Origin of the sequence: Microbacterium sp. ANT_H45B, assembly GCF_008369345.1 — a bacterium.
Taxonomy (GTDB): domain Bacteria; phylum Actinomycetota; class Actinomycetes; order Actinomycetales; family Microbacteriaceae; genus Microbacterium.
This window is the reverse complement of record NZ_VOBK01000003.1, coordinates 713,870-734,698: the sequence shown is the minus strand read 5'-3', so window position 1 is coordinate 734,698 and position 20,829 is coordinate 713,870. Positions and strand designations below refer to the sequence as shown.

Here is a 20,829-nt window from a genome sequence, read left to right as displayed (position 1 = left end):
GTCGAACATAAGAACGACTATCACGTCAACCCGGCTGAGACATATGTTCGAGGCGAGTTAAGCGACAATGGAGGCATGCATCTTCTGCCGCAGCCTCAGCATGCGGCGACCCGGTCCCCGGTCCGAGGGCCTGCGCTTCCGGTCGGACTCGCGGTGACCGCCATCGGCATCCTGCTCTCAATCGCCTCGGCGCCGATCGCGACCTCCGCGTCGGACGATCCGGGGATGCCCGAGCCGAGCGTGGTGCAGGAGGTGCCGGCCGTGGAGGTCGGCGCGACCACCGCGGCCGACCCGTGCGCCGAGCCGAGCGTGCTCGAGGCGATCTCGGTCGCCGATGACGCGGCGATCATCGCCGGGTTCGGTGGCGGGGAGGGCTTCCGGGCGGCCGTGATCGCGGGCAACGCGCCGTGCATCGCGCTCGACGACCCTGCGCACGTGTGGGTCGTGGTCAACAAGGCTCGTCCGCTCGCCCCCCTCGATTTCGCGCCGTCGTCTCTCGCCGACATCCCGGTGCAGATGACGACGCGTTCCGGCCAGGCTCGTGCAGACGTCGCCGCGGCGGTGGGCGAGATGGCCGCGGACGCCGACTCCGAGGGAGCGGGGCGCATCGGAGCGAACAACGGCTACCGCTCGTACGACCTGCAGGTGGCGACCCACGCCGCCCATGTGCGCAGCGACGGGCAGGCCGGCGCCGATGCGTCCTCGGCTCGGGCGGGCCACAGCGAACATCAGACCGGGCTCGCGATCGACCTCGTGGCGTGCGACTCGTCGTGCGGTGCGATCGAGTCGTTCGGAGCGACCGCGCAGGGCGACTGGATAGCGGCGAACGCCTGGGAGTACGGCTTCATCGTGCGCTACGAGCAGGTCGGCTCGGGGATCACCGGATACAAGCCGGAGCCCTGGCACCTCCGCTACGTCGGTCGGGAGCTCGCCGCGGCCTACCACCAGGGCGGCTATCACACGCTCGAGGAGTTCTTCGGGCTTCCCGCAGCCCCCGATTACCTGCACTGATCGCCCGCGGATGCCGGTCTCGACGACTTCGTTGCGGCATCCGACAATCGCGATACCCAGTGTCACCGATTGTGGGATGCATTCTCACAACGTGCTGTCGTGGTGTCGGTGAACCGGCATAGACTCGCCGGAGCAAAGACGCACGAACGTTCAGGAGGACGCCATGGAACGCGACATCTACGAAGAGGATCACGAGGCATTCCGCGACCTCGTCAAGGACTTCGTCAAGCGCCACGTCACGCACGAGACGATCGAGAAGTGGGACGCCGACGGCGAGGTCGACCGCGCGACCATGCTGGCGGCCGGCGAGGCCGGCCTGATCGGGCTGTCCGTTCCCGAGGAGTTCGGCGGTGCGGGCATGCTGCAGGACTACCGCTTCCGCACGATCGTGATGGAAGAGGTCATCGCCGCCGGCGCGGGCTCGCTCGCGGGTGCTTTCGGCATCCAGGACGACCTCGCCGTGCCGTACCTGGTGCACATGGGCACGCAGGAGCAGAAGGCGAAGTGGCTGCCCCGCATGGCCACCGGCGAGGTGATCGGCGCGCTCGCGATGACCGAGCCCGGCGCCGGATCGGACCTGCGCGGCATCAAGACGACGGCGAAGAAGACCGACGGCGGGTACATCGTCAACGGTGCGAAGACCTTCATCTCGTCGGGTGCCACCGCCGATCTCGTCGTCACGTTCGTGAAGACCGGTGAGGGCAACCGTCCCGATGCGTTCAGCCTGGTGCTGCTCGAAGACGGGATGGAGGGGTTCGAGCACGGCAAGAAGCTCCACAAGATGGGCTTCCAGGGGCATGACACCGCCGAGCTCTCCTTCAGCGACGTCTTCGTCCCCGACGAGAACCTCATCGGGGGAGTCGAGGGAAAGGGCTTCGTGCAGCTGATGATGAACCTGCCGCTGGAGCGCCTGTCGATCGGTGTCGCCGGTGCCGCAGCCGCGCAGGCCGCACTCGACTGGACCGTCGCCTACACGAAGGACCGCGAAGCGTTCGGCGAGCGGATCATCGACTTCCAGAACACCCGTTTCAAGATCGCGGACATGGCGACGACGGTCGACGCGCTCTGGGCATACGTCGACCGTGCGCTGCTGGCCTATTCGCAGGGCAAGCTCTCGGCCGAAGAGGCCGCGAAGGTGAAGTTCTGGGCGACCGAGCGCGAGTGGGAGGTGCTCGACACCGGCGTGCAGCTCCACGGCGGCTACGGCTACATCACCGAGTACCCCATCGCGCGCGCCTTCCTCGACGCCCGCGTGCACCGCATCTACGGCGGCACGAACGAGATCATGCGCGAGATCGTCGGTCGTCAGATCGCCGGCAAGCGCTGACGCCGATCACGAGAGGGGCCCCGGATGCCGACATCCGGGGCCCCTCTTCGTCTGTCGGCCGTCGGACGGAGTGAGACGGACCTGTGCCACAGGGCGACCGGCCCGCCCAGGGCGGCCAGGGCGACCAGGGGCCGGACGGGGTCGGTCAGCGGGGTAGGCGACGGCCGACGCCCGCGCGGCGCAGCCGATCGGCGATCAGGATGCCGAGGGCGGTGGCCCCGAGGCAGCTCGCGAGCGTGATCGCGAAGAACGTGATCTGCAGGCCGAGATCGAACGTGCCCAGGTTGAACGACGTCCAGGCGAGGATCGGGTAGACGATGCCGACGATCGCCGCGCCGAGGTAGTGCAACCAGGTTCCCCAGTAGCGCCAGAGGACGAACAGGAACGGGAGTTCGGTGAACGCCGCCCACCAGAGGTTCGTGGCCACGCTGCTGAATCCGTATCCGGAGAACGGCACGATGACGAGTCCGGCGAGGAGCCCCACCAACAGGCCGACCAGCGGACGGCGCAGCAGTCGCAGGGCGATCACCGACGGCAGCAGCCACAGCCCGGCCAGCGCGACGCTGGCGAAGGGGACGCCGAGGAACAGCACGGTCGAGATCCAGTTCGCGGGTGCGAGCAGGACGCCGCCGGCCACACCGAGCGCCGCACAGGTGAGCAGAATGGCGGTCGGCAGACGGAAACGCGAGCGGCCGACGCCGCTGCGGGGTCGAGTCTGCACCGCGGAGGGCGATCCGGCGTGCGTTGCTGGCCCCGCATCGGGGGCGGGGTGCGTCTCTGGCCCCGCACCGGCGGTCGGCGACCCCGCACCGACCGACGCATCTGCGTAGGGGTTCGGGTGCGCGTCATCCACCCCGCTCATGCGCGGGGCTCCGCCGACGCGTCCCGCGTGGCCTTCGACGCGGGCGAGCCCGTGCTGATCTTCCAGTAGCCGCAGAAGCTCACGCTGTTCTTGTCGACCCCGCGTTCGCCGACGAGATGCTTGCGGGCTCCCGAGGCGAGAGACTGCTCGCCCGCGGCGTAGGCGTGGAACGGAACCTCGGGCAGCTCCAGATCGCTCAACCGGCCGAGGGCGAACGTGCCGGGTGCGAACTCGTGCGGACGCACCAGCCAGACGATGTCGACTCCCTGCGGATGCGGGAACGTGAGGGCATCCTCCTCGGAGGGAACCTCGATGAGGGCGGTACCCGTGGCATCGTCCGGCAGCGAGGCGCAGATCGAGGCGATGGCGGGGAGCGCCGTCTCGTCGCCCACCAGCACCACGCGCGCGGTTCCGCGCTGCGGGTTGAACGTGATCCCCTCGTCGAGGATCAGCACGGGCTCGCCGGGCTCGCAGGTCTCGGCCCACCGCGACGCGGGTCCGGCCGTGCCGTCCTCGGCCGATCCGTGCAGCACGAAGTCGACATCGATCTCGGCGCCTGCGCCCTCCGACGCGGGCCGATACGCGCGCACGCTGTAGTTGCGCATGACCGGGCGCTCGCCGCTGGGGATGCGCAGGAACCTGAGGTACCCGAGCAGGCTGTTCGCCTTGGCGGGCACACGATCGAGTCCGGCTTCGCCCCCGATCGGCAGGAACAGTCGGAACCACTGATCGAAGCCCATGGGCCGGAACCTCTCGATCTCGCCGCCGCCGAGAGTCACCCGCATCCAGTGCGGTGAGAGGCGTTCGGTGCGCAGCACCTCGAGGTGGAGGAGCTCGGACGAGTCGGGCTTGACCAGTTTGCTGAACGCCATGCGCGTACCTTTCAGGGAAGCTGCCAGGGGAAGAAGATCACGAGGATCGCAGCGGATGCGGCGAGGCAGCATCCGATGAAGACCGTGTCGCGCACGCGGAACGGCACGAGGTGGCGCTCGGTGCGCGAGGTGTGCGCGCCGAAGGCGCGGGAGTCCATGGCCAGCGCGACGCGTTCCGCGTGCCGGATCGCCCCCGCCAGCAGCGGCACGATGTACCCCCACCCCCGGGCCATGCGCGCGAACGGTCCGCTGCCGCCGTGATGTCCGCGCACGCGGTGCGCGGCGCGGATCACCGACAGCTCGTGCCCGAAGCGCGGAACGAAGCGGAACGCGGCGAGCGCCGTGTATCCGATCCGATACGGCACCCGCAGCTGCTGCACGCTCGCCCGCACGAGATCGGGGCCCGTGGTGGTGAGTCCTCCGATCAGCGCCAGCGCGATGATCGAGCCGAGGCGCAGGGCGGTGGCGGCGCCGATCGCGAGAGCGCCCTGGAACAGCGTCCAGTCGCCGATCCGAGCGACCGCGGGGGTGTGGGCGACGAGAGCAGGGTCCACCCACAGGGAGAAGCCGAGGGCGATCGCGACCATCCCGACCGGCAGGGCGAGGAAGAGCAGGGCCGCACTGCGTGCGGTGAGTCGCGCTCCGACGACGATCAGGATCAGCGAGAGCAGCAGAAAGGCCGCCGGTGTCGCGAGATCGCGCACGAAGATCAGCACCACCATCGCGGGCGCGACTCCGGCGACCTTCGCGAGCGGGTTCAGCGCGTGGAGGAAGCGGCGGGGCGAGGTCTCGGCCACCGCGGCATACGGGTCGAACGTCTGCACGCTCATGCCAGCGCCTGCCCTGCCGCGGCGAGCACGCGCTGGAGGGCCGGGAGGCGGAGCCCGGCGTCGACGAACGGCCGCTCGTCGCGGAAGAGATCCGTGGTGCGGCCGACGGCGTGTACGCGTCCGTCGGCGAGGATCACGGTGTGCGAGGCGTGCGCGGCGACGAGCGCGAGATCGTGCGTGACGATGAGGATCGTGGTGCCCTCGTCGCGCAGATCGTGCAGCAGCGCGAGGAGTTCGGTTGCGCGTGCGCGGTCCTGCCCGAAGGTCGGCTCGTCGAGGGCGAGCACCCGCGGGCGCGTGATGAGCGCGGTGCCGACCGACAGACGACGCTTCTCCCCTCCCGAGAGCAGGAAGGGGTGCACGTGCGCCTTGGCTTCGAGGCCGAACCGCTCGAGCATGGCGTCGACGCGCACGGTGACCTCGGCATCCGGGGTGCGCCGCAGCCGAAGGCCGTGCGCGAGCTCGTCGAAGACGGTGTGTGCGATGAACTGGTGCTCGGGGTTCTGGAAGACGAAGCCGATGCGGTTCGCGAGCTCCCGGGGCGACGCGGACCCCGGGTCCATCCCGTCGACCGAGACCTGCCGTCGCGGCGGAGGCACGACTCCGGCGAGCGCCTGCAGCAGCGTGGTCTTGCCCGCTCCGTTCGCCCCGACGATCGCGGTCAGAGTGCCGGGGGCGATGTCGAGGTCGAGGCCGTGCAGGATCTCGGTGCGGTGGCGGCGGACGGTCAATCCCCGGGCGCGGATGATCGGGGACGGCGACCCGCTGACGGCATCCGACTCGTCGATCGAGGGGGCGATCGGGCCCCACGCCCGTGCGGCCTGCAGGATCGAGGCACGGATGTCGGGTCGATCCACCGGCTGCGGTCCGGCATCCGTGCCGTGGTCCTGCAGGCGGACGGAGGGCCGGTCCGCCAGCGCCGACGCGAGCTCCGCGGGCGTGAGCGGAAGCTCTGCGAAGTGCGCGCCGGCGTCGCGCATCCGCAGCGCCGCCAGCGTGGCCGCGGGGAGCCACACCCCCATCGCGACGAGCTCGTCGGCGTGCCTGCGGATGACCTCGTCGGCTGGACCGTCGAACGCGACGCGGCCCGCGGCATCGAGCACGATCGTGCGGGTCACGAACCCCATCGCCGCGTCGAGGTTGTGCTCGACGAGCAGGATCGCCCTGTCTCCGGCGGCGATCACGTCGGTCAGCGCGGCGTACACGTCGTCGATGCCCTGGGGGTCGAGGTTGGCGGTCGGCTCGTCGAGCACGATCAGCGGGGATCCCATCGCCAGAGCGCAGGCGATCGCGAGGCGCTGGCGGCCACCGCCCGAGAGGCGGTCGGGGTTCTCGTCTCGGCGCTCCCAGAGGCCGACGCGTCGCAGGGCGTCCTCGGTCCGGCGGTGCACCTCGTCGAGGGGGAGCCGCAGGTTCTCGGGGCCGAACGCGACCTCGTCGTAGCCCGTGCCGGTGACGATCTGCGCATCCGGATCCTGGAACACCATCGCGACGCGCGTGCTCAGCGAGGCGGTGGGGGTGTCGGCGGTGTCGAGTCCGCCGGCCACGACCACCCCCGACATGGTCGCGGGGACGGCATGCGGGATGAGCCCGTTGAGGGCGAGCGTCAGTGTGGACTTGCCCGAGCCCGACGGGCCGAGCAGCAGCACGACCTCGCCGCGGTGGATGTCGAAGGAGACGTCTGCGGGGGAGGGGTGCGCGGCGTCCGCGTGCGTGAGGGAGAGGTCACGCACGCTCAGCAGGAGCGCAGAGGAGCGCACGGCATCACCCCGGTTCAGCGGATCGGTTCGGCATTAACTTAGCTGAGCCTAACCTGATTCGCGTCGCGGGTGAAGCGTCGGGAGCGGCGCGAGGACAGCGCCAGCACCCTGCGTCCGCACCTGTCGCCAGGGCATACCGCCCGCGCGGGCGGCTGGATGCAGGATCAGCGCCGGGAGACGCCCGCGCGGCTCAGTGCCGTGCCGATCGCGAGTCCGACGGCGGTCCACGCGATCGGTCCGAGCACCGAGATCACCAGGTAGGCGATCTGCGCCCAGAGCGGCATCACGGCGAGGTGCGCCGCGAAGAACACGACGACCGCGACGATCACACCGATCACACCGGCCGACAGGAAGAAGCGCCACGCGCCCCAGGAGCGGTAGCGCGTGAGCGCGGCGATGCCCTCCTGGATCGCGCCGAAGAGCAGGGCGGTGCCGATGAAGCGCAGTGTCCACGCCGGGTTGAACGCGCTCGAGATGAGAGCCGCGATCACGTGCGTGACGAGCGCGACGAACGGACGCCGCAGCACCTCCTGCGCGATGATCCCGGGCAGGACGTGCGACCCGAGCACCAGACCGTACAGGAACGCCGGCCCCGCGAGGACAGGGAGCGTGATCCAGCCGGCGACACCTCCGAGAATGCCCGTCGCGACGCCGATCGCGGCGCAGACGAGCAGCACGCGAGTCGTCAGGACGGGGGAGGATGCCACCCCTCCAGCCTACTTGCGGGTCGAGGGGGCAGCGGCGGCCGGGGCCGGGAAAAACCGCCGCCGCGGCATCCGTTCGTCGCGTCGTCCGTGCCGTTCGTCGCATGTCCTGCGTCTCGGGCGGGTAGAGCGCCCGGATGCTTCCTAGCGTGGGGGAACGCAAAGACGCGCACCCCGAGGAGACCCCCATGACTGCATCTTCGTCGCATCGCCGCGGCGGGACCGGCCGCGATCGCGCCGGACGCCACGGCGACACCGCGATCACCACCGATCCCTCCCTGCCCCCGGTCGCACTGACCGACGAGCACCACGAGAAGACCGCCCGCTGGACCTGGCCCAAGATCGTCCTCTGGTCGGCGATCGCCCTGCTCGGGGCGGTCGCCTGGACGATGCTCGCGATCGTGCGCGGCGAGACCGTGAACGCGATCTGGTTCGTGTTCGCCGCCGTCTGCACGTACCTGATCGGCTATCGGTTCTACTCCAAGGTGATCGAGAAGTACATCACCCGACCCGACGACCGGCGGGCGACCCCCGCCGAGGTCAAGCAGGACGGCAAGGACTACGTCCCCACCGACCGCCGCGTGCTGTACGGGCACCACTTCGCCGCGATCGCCGGTGCCGGCCCGCTCGTCGGCCCGGTGCTCGCCGCGCAGATGGGCTACCTCCCCGGCACCATCTGGATCATCGTCGGCGTCGTGCTCGCGGGTGCCGTGCAGGACTACACCGTGCTGTTCTTCTCGATGCGCCGCGGCGGCCGCACGATCGGTCAGATGGCGAGGCAGGAACTCGGCAGGATCGGCGGGACCGCCGCGATCGTCGCCTCGCTGCTGATCATGCTCATCATCGTCGCGATCCTCGCCCTCGTCGTCGTGAACGCGCTCGGCGAGAGCCCCTGGGGCGTGTTCTCGGTGGCGATGACCATCCCGATCGCGATCTTCATGGGCATCTACCTGCGCTACCTGCGACCGGGCAAGGTCACCGAGGTCTCCCTCATCGGCTTCGCGCTGCTGATGGCGGCCATCATCGGCGGCGGCTGGGTCGCCGGCACCGAGTGGGGTCAGGCGATCTTCCACCTCGACCGCACCACGATCGCGTGGGGCATCATCGTCTACGGCTTCATCGCCGCAGTGCTCCCCGTCTGGCTGCTGCTCGCCCCGCGCGACTACCTGTCGACCTTCATGAAGATCGGCGTCATCGTCATGCTCGCCGGCGCGATCGTGCTCGTGCGCCCCGAGATCACGGTGCCGGCGGTCAGCGTCTTCGGCGAGAATGGGATGGGGCCGGTGTTCGCCGGTCCGCTCTTCCCGTTCCTGTTCGTGACGATCGCCTGCGGCGCCCTGTCGGGCTTCCATGCGCTGATCGCATCGGGCACCACCCCGAAGCTCGTCGAGAAGGAGCGCCAGACGCGCTTCATCGGCTACGGCGGGATGCTGATGGAATCCTTCGTCGCGATCATGGCCCTCGTCGCCGCGATCTCGATCGACCAGGGCATCTACTTCGCGATGAACGCCCCGACGGCAGCGACCGGAGGCACGGTCGAGGGTGCCGTCGCCTTCGTGAACTCCCTCGGGCTCACGGGGGTGAACCTCACACCCGAGATGCTCACCGGCACCGCGCAGGCGGTCGGCGAGGAATCCATCGTCTCGCGCACCGGTGGCGCGCCGACCCTGGCGCTCGGTCTCGCCCACATCATGCAGCAGGCCCTCGGCGGCCAGGCGCTCATGGCGTTCTGGTACCACTTCGCGATCATGTTCGAGGCGCTGTTCATCCTCACCGCGGTGGATGCCGGCACCCGCGTCGCCCGCTTCATGCTGCAGGACTCGATCGGGGCCTGGTTCCCCAAGTTCCGTGACGTGTCCTGGCGCCCCGGGGTCTGGATCTGCACCGCGATCATGGTGGCCGGCTGGGGAGCGATCCTCATCCTCGGCGTCACCGACCCGCTCGGCGGCATCAACACGTTCTTCCCGCTGTTCGGCATCGCGAACCAGCTGCTCGCCGCGATCGCGCTCGCCGTGGTGATGGCCATCGTCGCCAAGCGCGGCAAGAGCTACATCAAGTGGCTGTGGATCATCGGGCTGCCGCTCGCGTTCACCGCCGTGGTGACGATCACCGCGTCGCTGTACAAGATCGCCTCCCCCGTGCCGGCCATCGGCTACTGGGCGAACCACTTCCGCTACGTCGCGGCGCGGGACAGCGGCGACACGTCGCTGGGCGCCCCCGAGGTGCTCGAGGCCGTCATCCGCAACACCGCCGTGCAGGGCACCCTGTCGATCATCTTCGTCACCCTGGCGATCATCGTGATGGTCGCCGCCGTGGTCGTGACGGTCAAGGCCATCCGCAACGGCGGCGGGGAGAACACCGAGGAGACCCCTGTCGCCTCGCGGCGGTTCGCCCCGGCCGGATTCCTCCCGAGCCCGGCCGAACGCGAGCTGGAGAAGGAATGGGAGCCGATCCTCGCCGACGAGCGCTCGACGTCGGGGCACTGAGATGACCGACATCGCGAACCGGACGGATGCCGCGACCACCCTCCTGCGGACGCTGCTCGGCGCCGCGGGGCGGGTGGGCCGCGGCATCCGCTGGTACATCACCACCCTGATGGGCGACAGCGCCTACGCCACCTATGTCGCCCATCAGCAGCGGCAGCATCCGGGCGAGGAGCCGATGACCGAGAGGCAGTTCTGGCGGCAGCGGATGGACGATCAGGATCGAAACCCGGGTGCACGCTGCTGCTGACCGTACGCCCTTCGTCTCGTCGCTTCGCTCCTCGCTCAGGGGGCGGAGGGCTTCGGTCGAGTCCGCCGCTCCCTGAGTGTGCGCCCTTCGTCTCGTCGCTTCGCTCCTCGCTCAGGGGGCGGAGGTGGCGAGGGCGCTCCTCGCGGAGGCGGGGGCGGCGAAGGCGGAGCCGGACACGCGGATCTAGGCTGAGGGCATGAACGACGTCGTCCTCGCCGCGATCCTCGGCGTGCTCGGCGGCATCGTGCTCTCGGTGCTCCTGCTGCTCGCGCGGCGGCTCGCCCGTGGGTCGGCCGACCTCGGCAGCGATGCCGAGCGTGCGGCACTGCAGGCTCTGCATCAGGCGAGCCTCGCCGCCCCGCATCTGCGCGCGGGGCTCGCCGGCCCCGATGTCGTCAAGGCCGCCAGACACCTGCGGGTGCTGCTCGGCAGCGCGGCCGTCGCGATCGTGGGCGACGACGACGCCCTGTCGATGGACGGGGCCTCCGAGGGGCTGGAACCGGCCGCCGTGCGCATCGCCCAGCAGGTGCGCGGCTCGGGCCGGCGACAGGTGTTCCGCTCACCGGACGGGCGGGCCGACGACCTCGAAGGCGTGGGCGCGCCGATCGTCGTCGACGGGCGGGTCATCGGCGTGGTCGTCGCCTTCGCGTCGCCGGTGGGCGCCGCTCTCGTGCGCGCGGCCCAGGAGGTCGCCGACTGGTGCGCGGCGCAGGTCGAGCTCGGCAGTCTCGACGCCTCGCGCACCCAGCTGGCCGAGGCCGAGCTGCGGTCGCTCCGCGCGCAGATCTCGCCGCACTTCATCTACAACGCGCTGACCGCGATCGCGTCGTTCATCCACACCGATCCGGTGCGCGCGCGCGACCTCGTGCTCGAGTTCGCCGACTTCACCCGGTACTCGTTCCGACGGCAGGGGGAGTTCACGACGCTCGCGGAGGAGCTCGGCAGCATCCACTCCTTCCTCGAACTCGAGCGCGCCCGGTTCGGCGAACGTCTGCGGGTCACCCTGCGGATCGCGCCGGAGACACTCGCGACCGTCATCCCGTTCCTCTCGGTGCAGCCGCTGGTCGAGAACGCCGTGCGTCACGGCATCGAACCGGGGGAGGGCGGCGGAGAGATCCGCATCGTCTCGCGTGATGACGGGACGCACACCGAGGTGACCGTCGAGGACGACGGCGTGGGCATGGACCCCGACGGACTGCTCGCCACGCTCACCGCGGCGGACGACGGGCTGCACGTGGGGCTGCGCAACGTCGACACCCGGCTGCGCCAGCTGTACGGGCCCGACGGCGGCCTCGTCGTCGAGACGAACACGGGCGCGGGTACCCTGGTGCGCATGCGGGTGCCGAAGTCGCAGCCGCAGCACGACCCGGACAACGACTGAGGCTTCGATGACGACCGAGATGCGCATGATCGACGTGCTCGTCGCCGACGACGAGAAGCCCGCCCTCGACGAGCTCGTGCATCTGCTGCGCCTCGATCCGCGCATCGGGGAGGTGCTCACGGCGACCTCGGGTGTCGACGCCCTTCGTCTGCTCTCGCAGCGCGTCGTGCGCATCGCATTCCTCGACATCCACATGCCGGGCCTGCGGGGGACCGAGCTGGCCCGCTCGCTGCTCACCCTCGCGACGGCGCCGGCGGTCGTGTTCGTCACGGCCGACGAGGCCCGCGCGGTCGAGGCCTTCGAGCTGCGCGCCGCCGACTACCTGCTCAAACCCGTGCGCATCGAGCGCCTGCGCCGCGCCATCGACCGCGTGATCGATCTGGGCGAGGTCGCCGCCCCCGCCGACGACGAGACACTGCCGGTGACGGTGGGATCAGCGGTGCGCTTCGTCCGGCGCAGCGAGGTGCGCTGGGTGCAGGCGCAGGGGGACTACTCGCGGCTGCACACCGCCGACGGCGGACATCTCGTGCGCATCCCGATCTCCGAGCTGGAGGCCCGATGGACGGATGCCGGCTTCCTGCGCATCCACCGCTCCACCCTCGTCCGTTCGGCGGCGGTGACCGAGGCGCGGCTGTCGGGGACGGATCCTGCGGTCGTGGTGGATGCCGCGGTGCTGCCCGTGAGCAGACGTCTGGTGCCCGCGGTGCGCGATGCCCTGTTGCGGGTGGAGGGCGCACCGTGACCGAGGCCCCGAAGCGCGTGCGGGTCACCGCTCACGACCCGACGCGGCGTGCGGCACCGTCGACGCGCGGCATCGCGCTGCCCGGTTCCCCTGTCGACGAGGCGGATGCGGTGTTCGTCCGCGCGCTGATGCGCAGCCAGCTGCGGCTCGCGCTCGGCACGGTCGCGGGCTTCGTGCTGGTGGTCGTCGCGCTGACCCTGGCCATCGCCCTGATCCCCGAGATCGATCGATTCGTCGTGTGGGGGCTGCCGCTGTCGTGGCTGCTGCAGGCGTATGCCTTCTATCCGCTCATCCTCGTCTTCGCAGTGCTCCACGTGCGCACGGCGGCCCGCAACGAGCGGCGCTTCCGTGCGCTGCGTGACCGCGAATGAACGCCGTGCTCGACCTGGTCGGCATCGCGCTCGTCGTGGTCGCGACCCTGCTGATCGGCGTGTACGGGTTGCGCATCTCCCGCACCACCGGAGACTTCTTCGTCGCCTCGCGCACCGTGCGGCCGGTGTGGAACGCCTCGGCGATCAGCGGCGAGTACCTCTCGGCCGGCACGTTCCTCGGACTCTCCGGGCTCGTGCTGCTCGACGGCGCACGGGGCTTCTGGTTCCCGATCGGCTATGCGGCCGGCTACCTGCTCGTCCTCGTGTTCGTCGCGGCGCCGCTGCGGCGCAGCGGCGCGTACACGATCCCCGACTTCATCGAGGCGCGACTCGAATCGACGGCGGCTCGCCGGGTGACCAGCATCGCGGTGCTCGTGATCGGCTGGCTGTACATCGTCCCGCAGCTGCACGGTGCGGGCATCACTTTGCTCGTCGTCGCGGGCGTGCCCGAATGGGTCGGCGCCGTGCTCGTCGCGGTGCTCGTCGCCGCAGCGGTCGCCGCCGGAGGCATGCGGGCGATCACGTACGTGCAGGCCTTCCAGTACTGGCTCAAGCTCACGGCGCTGCTCGTGCCCGTCGTGTGCATCGCGTTCGCACTGAGCGGCGGACCGCACGACTTCGACCCCGCGCTCGTGTTTCCCGCCGAGGCGGGGCCGTCGGGGTTCGACGCGTACCAGACGGCATCCCTGCTCATCGCGCTTCTGCTGGGGACGATGGGTCTGCCGCACGTGCTCGTGCGCTTCTACACGAGCCCGACCGGGGTCTCGGCCCGGCGGACCACCGTGATCGTGATCGGAATGGTGAGCGCGTTCTACGCGGTGTCGAGCACCATGGGGCTCCTCGCACGCATCGCCGCCCCCGATCTCGCGGTGCCCGGCGTCGCCGACACCGTCGTGCTGCTGCTCCCGTCGAGGGTGTTCCCCGGCTTCGCCGGCGAGCTCCTGACGGCGCTCATCGTCGCCGGTGCGTTCGCGGCCTTCCTCGCGACCTCCGCCGGCCTCGTGGTGTCGCTCGCCGGCGTCATCAGCCAGGACGTGTTCTCCGGGTCGGTGCGCTCCTTCCGCCTCTCGGCCGTGCTGTGCGCGCTGGTGCCGCTCGCGGTCGCTCTCCTCACCGCACCGGCCGGACTCGGTTCGAGCGTCGGCGTCGTCTTCGTGGTCGCGGCGTCGACGCTGTCGCCGGTCGTGCTGCTCGGGGTCTGGTGGCGCGGTCTCACGGCTCGAGGGGCGGTCGCCGGGATGCTGTCGGGCGGCGTCGCCGCGGGCCTGGCGCTGCTGGTCCACGGGCTGATCGGCGGTGTGGGCGCGGCCGCCCCGTACCTCGCCCAGCCGGCGGCGTGGACGATCCCGCTTGCGGCCGTCGTCACGGTCGTGGTGTCGCTGCTCGATCCGCGGGGGCCGTCTCCGCGCACCCAGAGATTCCTCACCCGGGTGCACTCGCCCGAGCGTCGTTGAGGCTCCTCGCGCGGTGCGGCGGCCCTGGCGCACGTCGCTGATCGACCATTGGCGAGTCCTCTGGCCGTTCGTCCAGTAATCGTCCCCGACCCTGGTGTGTGGCCGAAAGTCGGGCGTACGTTGAGCGGCGGTGCGGCAACACCTCCGTACCCTGATCACCGGGAGAAGCACATGGGTCGAACACCCCTCCGGATGGCAGCCGCCACCACCCTGGCCACGCTGTTCATCGCCTCGACGGCCACCGCAGGTTACGCAGGCACGGAGGAGGTGAACCCCACTCCCGTCGACGGCACACCGGGTCATTACATCGTCGTGCTGAAGTCCGACCCGCTCGCGAGCTACACCGGAGAGGTCGACGGCCTCCGGGCGACGAAGCCCGCCGAGGGGGAGCAGCTCGAGACGGAGTCCCAGGACTCCCAGCGCTACGTCGAGCACCTCGAGACGGAGCAGCGGACGGTGGCCGAGGAGGCCGGCGTCACCCCTGATATCAGCTACCAGGTCGTCCTCAACGGGTTCAGCGCCGAGCTCACGGGCGAGCAGGTCGACACGCTGCGCGCGTCGAAGGACGTGTACGACGTGTACCCCGACTTCATCCGCCACCCGGATGCCCAGACATCGACGGACTTTCTCGGTCTGGGTGACGACAAGAAGGGCCGCGGCGGGATCTGGCAGCAGACCGGCGGCGTCGAGAAGGCCGGCGAGGGCGTGGTCGTGGGCGTCATCGACACGGGCATCGCCCCCGAGCATCCGTCGTTCGCGGGCAAGAAGCTGAAGAAGCAGCCCAAGAAGGACAAGCGCCACAAGGGCGGCGAGCCCTACACCGACGGCACGTCCGTCTACTTCGACAAGTCCGACGGCGGCCAGTTCCGCGGCGAGATGGTCGAGGCGCAGGAGTGGGACAAGGGCGACTACTCGTCGAAGCTCATCGGCGCCCGGTACTTCTTCACCGGAGCGCAGGCGGCGGGCTTCGACTTCCAGTACGACTACCTCTCGCCGCGCGACGGCGACGGCCACGGTTCGCACACCGCGAGCACCGCGGCAGGAAACTTCGGCGTGAAGGCATCGATCGAGGACGTCGACTTCGGCAAGATCTCGGGTGTCGCCCCCGGCGCCAAGGTCGCCGCCTACAAGGCCTGCTACGTCGGACCCGATGAGACCGTCACCACCGACGACATCTGCGCCGGCAGCGACCTCATCGCCGCGATCGACCAGGCCGTCGCCGACGGCGTCGACGTGATCAACTACTCGATCGGCGGCGGGGCGGCATCCACCGTCCTCGCCCCCGAGGACATCGCATTCTTCAACGCGGCAGCCGCCGGCGTCTTCGTCGCGGCGAGCGCGGGCAACGACGGACCCGACCCGGTGACCGCCGACCACGCCTCGCCCTGGTACACCACGGTCGCGGCATCCACCATCCCGACGTGGGAGGGCACCGTGCAGTTCGACGGCTTCGCGCAGGCGGGTGCCTCGGTGAGCGTGCCGTTCGGCACGACCGTCACCGGACCCTCCGTCTACGCCGGGGACGCGCCCGCCGCAGGGCAGACGGCCGCCGACGCGGCGCTGTGCCTGCCGGGAAGCCTCGATGCGGCGAAGGTCACCGGTCACATCGTGGTCTGCGACCGCGGTGGCAATGCGCGGGCCGAGAAGTCCCAGGTCGTGAAGGATGCCGGCGGATCAGGTGTCGTCCTCGTGAACGTCCCCGGTGGCGCCGACTCGCTCGACAACGACTTCCACGCCGTGCCCACCGTGCACCTCGCCTCCGCGTACCGCGCCGCCGTGCTCGGCTACGTGCAGGGCGGCGTCGACCGTCCGATCTCCCTCGTGGGCAAGAACACGACAGGCGTGACGCCGCCGGTGCCGCAGATCGCCGGGTTCTCGAGCCGTGGGCCCATGCTCGCCGACGGCAGCGACATCATGAAGCCCGACATCGCGGCTCCGGGTGTGGCGATCCTCGCGGCGACGCAGAACGCGCCCGGAGAGACGCCGACCTTCGGCATCCTGTCGGGCACCTCTATGGCGTCTCCGCACATCGCCGGCCTCGCCGCGCTCTACCTGGGCGAGCGTCCGAACGCGAAGCCGGCCGAGATCAAGTCGGCCATGATGACCACCGCGTACGACACGGTGAACGCCGACGGATCGCCGAACACGGATCCGTTCCAGCAGGGTGCGGGTCAGGTCGACCCGAAGCGCTACTTCAACCCGGGGCTGCTGTACCTCAACGATGTGGCCGACTGGACCGCGTACCTCGAGGGCAAGGGCCTCGCCGACTTCCCCGGAGAGCCGATCGACGGCAGCGACCTCAACGTCGCGTCGTTCTCGATCGGGTCGCTGGCGAGCGCGCAGACCGTCACCCGCACGGTCACGGCGACCGAGAAGGGCACCTTCACGGCATCCGTCGACCTGCCGGGTGTGAACGCGACGGTGCAGCCGTCGACGCTGAAGTTCACCAAGCCGGGCCAGACCGCGACGTATACGGTGACGTTCGACAATGAGAGCGCGCCGGTCGAGCAGTGGGCGACCGGATCGCTCACGTGGACGAGCAAGAAGAACACGGTGCGCTCACCGATCGCGGTCTTCCCGGTCACGGCGGATGCTCCGGCCGAGGTGTCCGGCACCGGTGTCGACGGGTCGACGTCGGTCGAGATCACGCCGGGCGTCGACGGGGATCTCGCACTCGGACTGTCGGGTCTCACGCCGTTCACGCTGCTCGAAGACCCGGACGGCCGCGTGGTCGGGCACTCGGGCGACGAGGCGTCGGGAGACGCCGACAAGAACGTGTCGTGGATCGTCGACGTGCCCGAGGGAGCCGCGCTCTCGCGCTTCGATCTCGACTCGTCCGACGACACCGGAAGCGACCTCGACCTCACGGTCTACCGCGTGGTCGGCCCTGACGACCTGAGCTACTACGAGCGCTGGCAGTCGGCGACGGGCTCGGCAGACGAGCAGGTGACGCTGACCGCACCGACGGCCGGTACCTACCTGGTGGTCGCGAACGTGTACTCCACGTCGGCGTCGATGACGTGGGACATGACCTACGCCACCGTGCAGGCCGACGGCGAAGGCGCGTTCACGGCGAACCCGAACCCCGTCCCCGCTGTGCGCGGACAGGCGACGACCTACGAGCTGAGCTGGACCGGCCTGACCGCGGGCACCCGCTATCTCGGACTCGTGCAGTACGGCGACTCGGCGGTGCAGACCGTCGTCACGGTCGACACGCCGTAACAGTCAACACGCCGCTCAGGTCGTTGAGCGAGCAGCTGAGCAGCGAGACGAAACGCGGTGGGTATGCAGCATCGGCTCACCGCGTTTCGTCTCGGTCGACTCCGTCGTCCTCGCTCAACGACCGGGGGAAGGGAGGATCAGATCCGGCGGCCGCGCGGCATCAGTCGCACGTCGGGCAGGGGAGGAGCGGGGATGCGCACATCGTGACCCTCCACGGTCCCGAAGCGCGGGGATGCTGCTTCCCAGTCGGTGCGCGCGTCGACGATCTCCTCGTGCGTGCGGCCGGCGAAGTTCCACCACATGACGATCTCGTCGTCGAACGGCTCCCCGCCGATCAGGAACAGCAGCGCTCCCTGGGTGCTCGTGACCTCGACCTCGTCGCGGGAGTCGCCGAGGTAGAGCACATCGTTCGGCGTCATCCCGTGCGTCGCGACCTGCGCGTCGCCCTCGACGAGCATGATCGCGTGCTCCCAGTCCGTGCGCAGCGGCAGACGGACGCGGGTGCCCGCCGGCACCGCGATCTCGGCACCGACGATGGGCGTGTGCACGGTCGCCGGCGACACGACCTCGGCGAACTCCCCGAGCACGACGGTCGCCGTGGCATCCGGGCCCTCCTCGGCCGGAAGCGTCAGGGTGGGCAGGTCGGCGTGGCGTTCGAAGCCGCCGACGCCCTGCCGGGCGCCCTCAGGCAGCACGACCCAGAACTGCAGCGCATCGAGCGGGATCGGCTCCTCACCGATCGAGTACTCCGAGTGCGAGATCCCGTTGCCCGCGGTCATCAGGTTGAGCTGGCCTCGGCGCAGGTCGGCATCGCTGCCGAGCGAGTCACGATGCCGGATCTCGCCGATCAGCGGCCAGGTCACGGTCTGCAGTCCGATGTGCGGATGCGGCTCGACGCGCATCCGGGTGTCCGCCGGACCGAACCGATCGAGGAAGCACCAGGCTCCGATCGTGGGGAGGTTGCGGTGCGGCAGTACGCGCAGCACGCTCATGCCCCGCACGCCGCCGAGCGGGACCTCGCGCGGCTCGAGGACGATGCGCCGCTGTCCGATCATCACGCCTCCGCCGGGGCGGTGCCGGGACGCTTCGGCCAGCGGATCTCGGCGCCGGGGATCTCGTGGCTCTCGAGGTACCTGGCGATGTACGGGCACAGCGGCACGATCGCCTCGCCGGAGGCGGCGGCATCCGTCAGCGCCCTCTCCGCCAGGATGCCGGCGAGCCCCTGTCCCTGGAAGGCCGGGTCCAGTTCGGTGTGGGTGAAGCGGATCGCGCCGGGCCGGAGCTGGAACTCGGCGTAACCGGCGAGCGCGCCGTCGGTGCGGATCTCGTAGCGGGACTCGTCGTCGACGCGGGTGACGGTGATGTCGGTCATCGGAGGCTCCTTCGGGCGTGTGGATCCAACCTACGCCCGGCGGGACGCGGTCGGGGCGCCCCGGCGTCGGTGGGGATCGTTACGCTGGAGGGATGCCGCAGACTCCCCGAGACCCGTACGAGGATCTGCCCTACGCCGATGAGCCGTGGGACGCCGCGGGGTGGGAACCGTCCGAGCCGCCCGAGCCGATGGACTGGGAACCGCAGGGCGCCGGGTTCGAGCCTCCGCTCGACTGGGGGCCCGGTCCTGTGACGCCGGTGACCACGAATGCCGGGCGGTCGGCGACCCGCCGGGCGGTATCCTCCACGGCACCCGCCCCCGCGGCACGCCGTGCGGCGCCGAGCCGGTACCCGACCGCCGCCGAGGCGCTGCACACGGTCTTCGGCTACGACGAGTTCCGGGGCGACCAGGCGGCGATCGTCGAGCAGGTCATCGCCGGCGGCGACGCGGTCGTGCTCATGCCCACCGGCGGCGGCAAGAGCGTCACCTACCAGGTGCCCGCGCTGGTGCGAGAGGGCACGGGCCTCGTGATCAGCCCGCTGATCGCCCTCATGCACGACCAGGTCGACGCTCTACGCGCGAACGGCGTGAACGCCGCCTACCTCAACTCGACGCAGGCGATCGACGAGCGCCGCGAGGTCGAGCGCGCCTACGTCGCGGGCGAGATCGACCTCCTGTACGTCGCTCCCGAGCGGCTGTCGTCTCCGCAGACCACCGCTCTCCTGCAGCGCGGAACCCTCAGCGTCATCGCCATCGACGAGGCACACTGCGTGTCGCAGTGGGGCCACGACTTCCGCCCCGACTACCTCGCGCTCGGCGATCTCGGCGAACGGTTCCCCGGCGTGCCGCGCATGGCGCTCACCGCGACCGCCACCCGGGCCACGCACAAGGAGCTCACCGAGCGACTGCACCTCGACGAGGCGAAGCACTACGTCGCGAGCTTCGACCGACCCAACATCCAGTACCGGATCGTGCCGAAGGTCGATCCGCGCAAGCAGCTCGTCTCGTTCATCCGCGCGCAGCCCGAGGGGTCGGTCGGCATCGTCTACGCGCTCAGCCGCAAGTCGGTCGAGCAGACGGCCACCTACCTCGCCGCGCAGGGATTCGACGCACTGCCGTATCACGCGGGTCTGCCCGCCGAGGTGCGCGCGACCAATCAGTCGCGGTTCCTGCGCGAAGACGGCGTCGTGATGGTCGCCACGATCGCGTTCGGCATGGGCATCGACAAGCCGGACGTGCGGTTCGTCGCCCACATCGATCTGCCCAAGTCCGTCGAGGGCTACTACCAGGAGACGGGTCGCGCGGGTCGCGACGGAGAGCCCTCGATCGCGTGGATGGCGTACGGACTGGGCGACGTGGTGCAGCAGCGCCGCATGATCGATCAGAGCCCCGGCGACCGCACCTTCAAGATGCGCCTCGGCCAGCACCTCGACGCGATGCTCGCGCTCTGCGAGACGGTGGAATGCCGTCGGCAGAACCTGCTCGGATACTTCGGGCAGGAGTCGCAGCCGTGCGGCAACTGCGACACGTGTCTCGACGAGACCGAGACGTTCGACGGGCTGGTCCCTGCGCAGAAGCTCCTGTCGACGATCGTGCGGCTCAAGCGCGAACGCAATCAGTCCTTCGGCGCCGGGCACCTGATCGACATCCTCCGCGGGGCCTCGACCGAGCGCATCCGCCAGCAGGGGCACGAGAAGATCGCCACCTACGGCATCGGCGCCGACCTCACCGACCAGGACTGGCGCAGCGTGGTGCGTCAGCTGCTCGCACGCGGCATCATCGCGGCGCAGGGCGATTACGGCACGCTCGCCCCCGGCGAGCTCGCCCCGGGCGTGCTGAAGGGCGAGGTCGCGGTGCCGCTGCGCAAGGACACGATCGGGCGTCCGACGTCATCCCCGCGAGCCCGCAAGGCGAGTGCGGCGGATGCTCTCGATGCCGGCGACCGCGGTCTGTTCGAGGCGCTGCGCGCCTGGCGGGCCGAGACGGCTCGCGAAGAGGGGAAGCCGGCGTACATGGTCTTCGGCGACGCGACGCTGCGCGCGCTCGCCGAGCATCGCCCCGCCTCTCTCGCCGACCTCGACGGCATCACCGGCATCGGCGCGAAGAAGCGCGACGGCTACGGCGAAGGCGTGCTCGCGGTCATCGCCTCGGCCTGAGCGCGGCCGGCGCCGGCTCGGACTCCACTTTC

The 20,829-nt window shown here is 70.4% G+C and carries 17 protein-coding genes; 10 read left to right on the top strand and 7 right to left on the bottom strand.

The annotated features are described in order from the left end of the window. Positions 1 to 75 precede the first annotated feature (75 nt). Positions 76 to 1,011 (top strand): M15 family metallopeptidase, encoded by a 936-nt coding sequence (locus FQ142_RS15485; RefSeq protein ID WP_149424008.1) that lies wholly within the window; start codon positions 76 to 78, stop codon positions 1,009 to 1,011. 163 nt (positions 1,012 to 1,174) lie between these two features. Further along, on the top strand, positions 1,175 to 2,338 hold the full coding sequence (locus tag FQ142_RS15480; protein ID WP_149424007.1) for an acyl-CoA dehydrogenase family protein: 1,164 nt from the start codon (positions 1,175 to 1,177) through the stop codon (positions 2,336 to 2,338). 145 nt (positions 2,339 to 2,483) lie between these two features. On the opposite strand, the gene FQ142_RS15475 is transcribed toward FQ142_RS15480, so the two are convergent. The 5 genes from FQ142_RS15475 to FQ142_RS15455 all read right to left on the bottom strand — a co-directional run bounded on the left by FQ142_RS15475 (position 2,484) and on the right by FQ142_RS15455 (position 7,369). Continuing rightward, a complete protein-coding gene (locus tag FQ142_RS15475; RefSeq protein WP_149424006.1) occupies positions 2,484 to 3,200 on the bottom strand; it encodes an ECF transporter S component in 717 nt (238 codons plus the stop codon). After that, a complete protein-coding gene (locus FQ142_RS15470) occupies positions 3,197 to 4,072 on the bottom strand; it encodes a siderophore-interacting protein (protein WP_149424005.1) in 876 nt (291 codons plus the stop codon). The genes FQ142_RS15475 and FQ142_RS15470 overlap by 4 nt, the downstream gene beginning before the upstream one ends. 11 nt (positions 4,073 to 4,083) lie before the next feature. Further along, positions 4,084 to 4,902 carry an energy-coupling factor transporter transmembrane component T gene (locus tag FQ142_RS15465; RefSeq protein ID WP_149424004.1) on the bottom strand — a complete coding sequence of 273 codons (819 nt, stop codon included), beginning with the start codon at positions 4,900 to 4,902 and terminating at the stop codon, positions 4,084 to 4,086. Beyond that, positions 4,899 to 6,662: an ABC transporter ATP-binding protein gene (locus FQ142_RS15460; RefSeq protein ID WP_149424003.1), complete on the bottom strand. Its 1,764-nt coding sequence runs from the start codon at positions 6,660 to 6,662 to the stop codon at positions 4,899 to 4,901. Before FQ142_RS15460 ends, FQ142_RS15465 begins: the two co-directional genes overlap by 4 nt. A 164-nt stretch (positions 6,663 to 6,826) precedes the next feature. Further along, entirely contained in the window at positions 6,827 to 7,369 is a 543-nt protein-coding gene (locus FQ142_RS15455) for an ECF transporter S component (protein ID WP_149424002.1), read from the bottom strand. A gap of 185 nt (positions 7,370 to 7,554) precedes the next feature. Here FQ142_RS15455 and FQ142_RS15450 point away from each other — a divergent pair, with 185 nt between their 5' ends. The 7 genes from FQ142_RS15450 to FQ142_RS15420 all read left to right on the top strand — a co-directional run bounded on the left by FQ142_RS15450 (position 7,555) and on the right by FQ142_RS15420 (position 17,269). Then, entirely contained in the window at positions 7,555 to 9,852 is a 2,298-nt protein-coding gene (locus tag FQ142_RS15450) for a carbon starvation CstA family protein (protein WP_253385372.1), read from the top strand. Position 9,853: 1 nt separating this feature from the next. After that, positions 9,854 to 10,099, top strand: a complete 246-nt coding sequence (locus FQ142_RS15445) for a YbdD/YjiX family protein (protein WP_149424001.1) — start codon at positions 9,854 to 9,856, stop codon at positions 10,097 to 10,099. A 196-nt stretch (positions 10,100 to 10,295) separates the two neighbouring features. Then, on the top strand, positions 10,296 to 11,480 hold the full coding sequence (locus tag FQ142_RS15440; protein ID WP_149424000.1) for a sensor histidine kinase: 1,185 nt from the start codon (positions 10,296 to 10,298) through the stop codon (positions 11,478 to 11,480). A 25-nt stretch (positions 11,481 to 11,505) separates the two neighbouring features. After that, the gene (locus FQ142_RS15435; protein ID WP_149424165.1) at positions 11,506 to 12,222 is read left to right on the top strand and encodes a LytR/AlgR family response regulator transcription factor; all 717 of its coding nucleotides are present in this window, start codon (positions 11,506 to 11,508) and stop codon (positions 12,220 to 12,222) included. Continuing rightward, the gene (locus FQ142_RS15430; protein WP_149423999.1) at positions 12,219 to 12,593 is read left to right on the top strand and encodes a heavy metal transporter; all 375 of its coding nucleotides are present in this window, start codon (positions 12,219 to 12,221) and stop codon (positions 12,591 to 12,593) included. The genes FQ142_RS15435 and FQ142_RS15430 overlap by 4 nt, the downstream gene beginning before the upstream one ends. Then, positions 12,590 to 14,047 (top strand): cation acetate symporter, encoded by a 1,458-nt coding sequence (locus tag FQ142_RS15425; RefSeq protein ID WP_056413405.1) that lies wholly within the window; start codon positions 12,590 to 12,592, stop codon positions 14,045 to 14,047. Before FQ142_RS15430 ends, FQ142_RS15425 begins: the two co-directional genes overlap by 4 nt. A gap of 192 nt (positions 14,048 to 14,239) precedes the next feature. Next, positions 14,240 to 17,269, top strand: coding sequence for a S8 family serine peptidase (locus tag FQ142_RS15420; RefSeq protein WP_188042433.1), 3,030 nt, complete (start codon positions 14,240 to 14,242; stop codon positions 17,267 to 17,269). A 137-nt stretch (positions 17,270 to 17,406) separates the two neighbouring features. On the opposite strand, the gene FQ142_RS15415 is transcribed toward FQ142_RS15420, so the two are convergent. Both FQ142_RS15415 and FQ142_RS15410 read right to left on the bottom strand, forming a co-directional pair. Continuing rightward, entirely contained in the window at positions 17,407 to 18,324 is a 918-nt protein-coding gene (locus tag FQ142_RS15415; protein WP_149423997.1) for a pirin family protein, read from the bottom strand. Continuing rightward, positions 18,324 to 18,641, bottom strand: a complete 318-nt coding sequence (locus tag FQ142_RS15410) for a GNAT family N-acetyltransferase (protein WP_045254946.1) — start codon at positions 18,639 to 18,641, stop codon at positions 18,324 to 18,326. Before FQ142_RS15410 ends, FQ142_RS15415 begins: the two co-directional genes overlap by 1 nt. A 92-nt stretch (positions 18,642 to 18,733) precedes the next feature. Between FQ142_RS15410 and recQ the strand changes: the two genes are divergently transcribed. Then, positions 18,734 to 20,797: a DNA helicase RecQ gene (recQ, locus tag FQ142_RS15405; protein ID WP_149423996.1), complete on the top strand. Its 2,064-nt coding sequence runs from the start codon at positions 18,734 to 18,736 to the stop codon at positions 20,795 to 20,797. The last annotated feature ends 32 nt before the right edge of the window (positions 20,798 to 20,829 follow it).

What these genes read in the sequence shown, in the direction of transcription:
- FQ142_RS15485 (WP_149424008.1), top strand. Translation starts at nt 76, where the DNA reads ATGCATCTTCTGCCGCAGCCTCAGCATGCGGCGACCCGGTCCCCGGTC.
- FQ142_RS15480 (WP_149424007.1), top strand. Translation starts at nt 1,175, where the DNA reads ATGGAACGCGACATCTACGAAGAGGATCACGAGGCATTCCGCGACCTC.
- FQ142_RS15475 (WP_149424006.1), bottom strand. Translation starts at nt 3,200, where the DNA reads ATGAGCGGGGTGGATGACGCGCACCCGAACCCCTACGCAGATGCGTCG.
- FQ142_RS15470 (WP_149424005.1), bottom strand. Translation starts at nt 4,072, where the DNA reads ATGGCGTTCAGCAAACTGGTCAAGCCCGACTCGTCCGAGCTCCTCCAC.
- FQ142_RS15450 (WP_253385372.1), top strand. Translation starts at nt 7,555, where the DNA reads ATGACTGCATCTTCGTCGCATCGCCGCGGCGGGACCGGCCGCGATCGC.
- FQ142_RS15465 (WP_149424004.1), bottom strand. Translation starts at nt 4,902, where the DNA reads ATGAGCGTGCAGACGTTCGACCCGTATGCCGCGGTGGCCGAGACCTCG.
- FQ142_RS15425 (WP_056413405.1), top strand. Translation starts at nt 12,590, where the DNA reads ATGAACGCCGTGCTCGACCTGGTCGGCATCGCGCTCGTCGTGGTCGCG.
- recQ (WP_149423996.1), top strand. Translation starts at nt 18,734, where the DNA reads ATGCCGCAGACTCCCCGAGACCCGTACGAGGATCTGCCCTACGCCGAT.
- FQ142_RS15445 (WP_149424001.1), top strand. Translation starts at nt 9,854, where the DNA reads ATGACCGACATCGCGAACCGGACGGATGCCGCGACCACCCTCCTGCGG.
- FQ142_RS15420 (WP_188042433.1), top strand. Translation starts at nt 14,240, where the DNA reads ATGGCAGCCGCCACCACCCTGGCCACGCTGTTCATCGCCTCGACGGCC.
- FQ142_RS15435 (WP_149424165.1), top strand. Translation starts at nt 11,506, where the DNA reads ATGATCGACGTGCTCGTCGCCGACGACGAGAAGCCCGCCCTCGACGAG.
- FQ142_RS15410 (WP_045254946.1), bottom strand. Translation starts at nt 18,641, where the DNA reads ATGACCGACATCACCGTCACCCGCGTCGACGACGAGTCCCGCTACGAG.
- FQ142_RS15415 (WP_149423997.1), bottom strand. Translation starts at nt 18,324, where the DNA reads ATGATCGGACAGCGGCGCATCGTCCTCGAGCCGCGCGAGGTCCCGCTC.
- FQ142_RS15440 (WP_149424000.1), top strand. Translation starts at nt 10,296, where the DNA reads ATGAACGACGTCGTCCTCGCCGCGATCCTCGGCGTGCTCGGCGGCATC.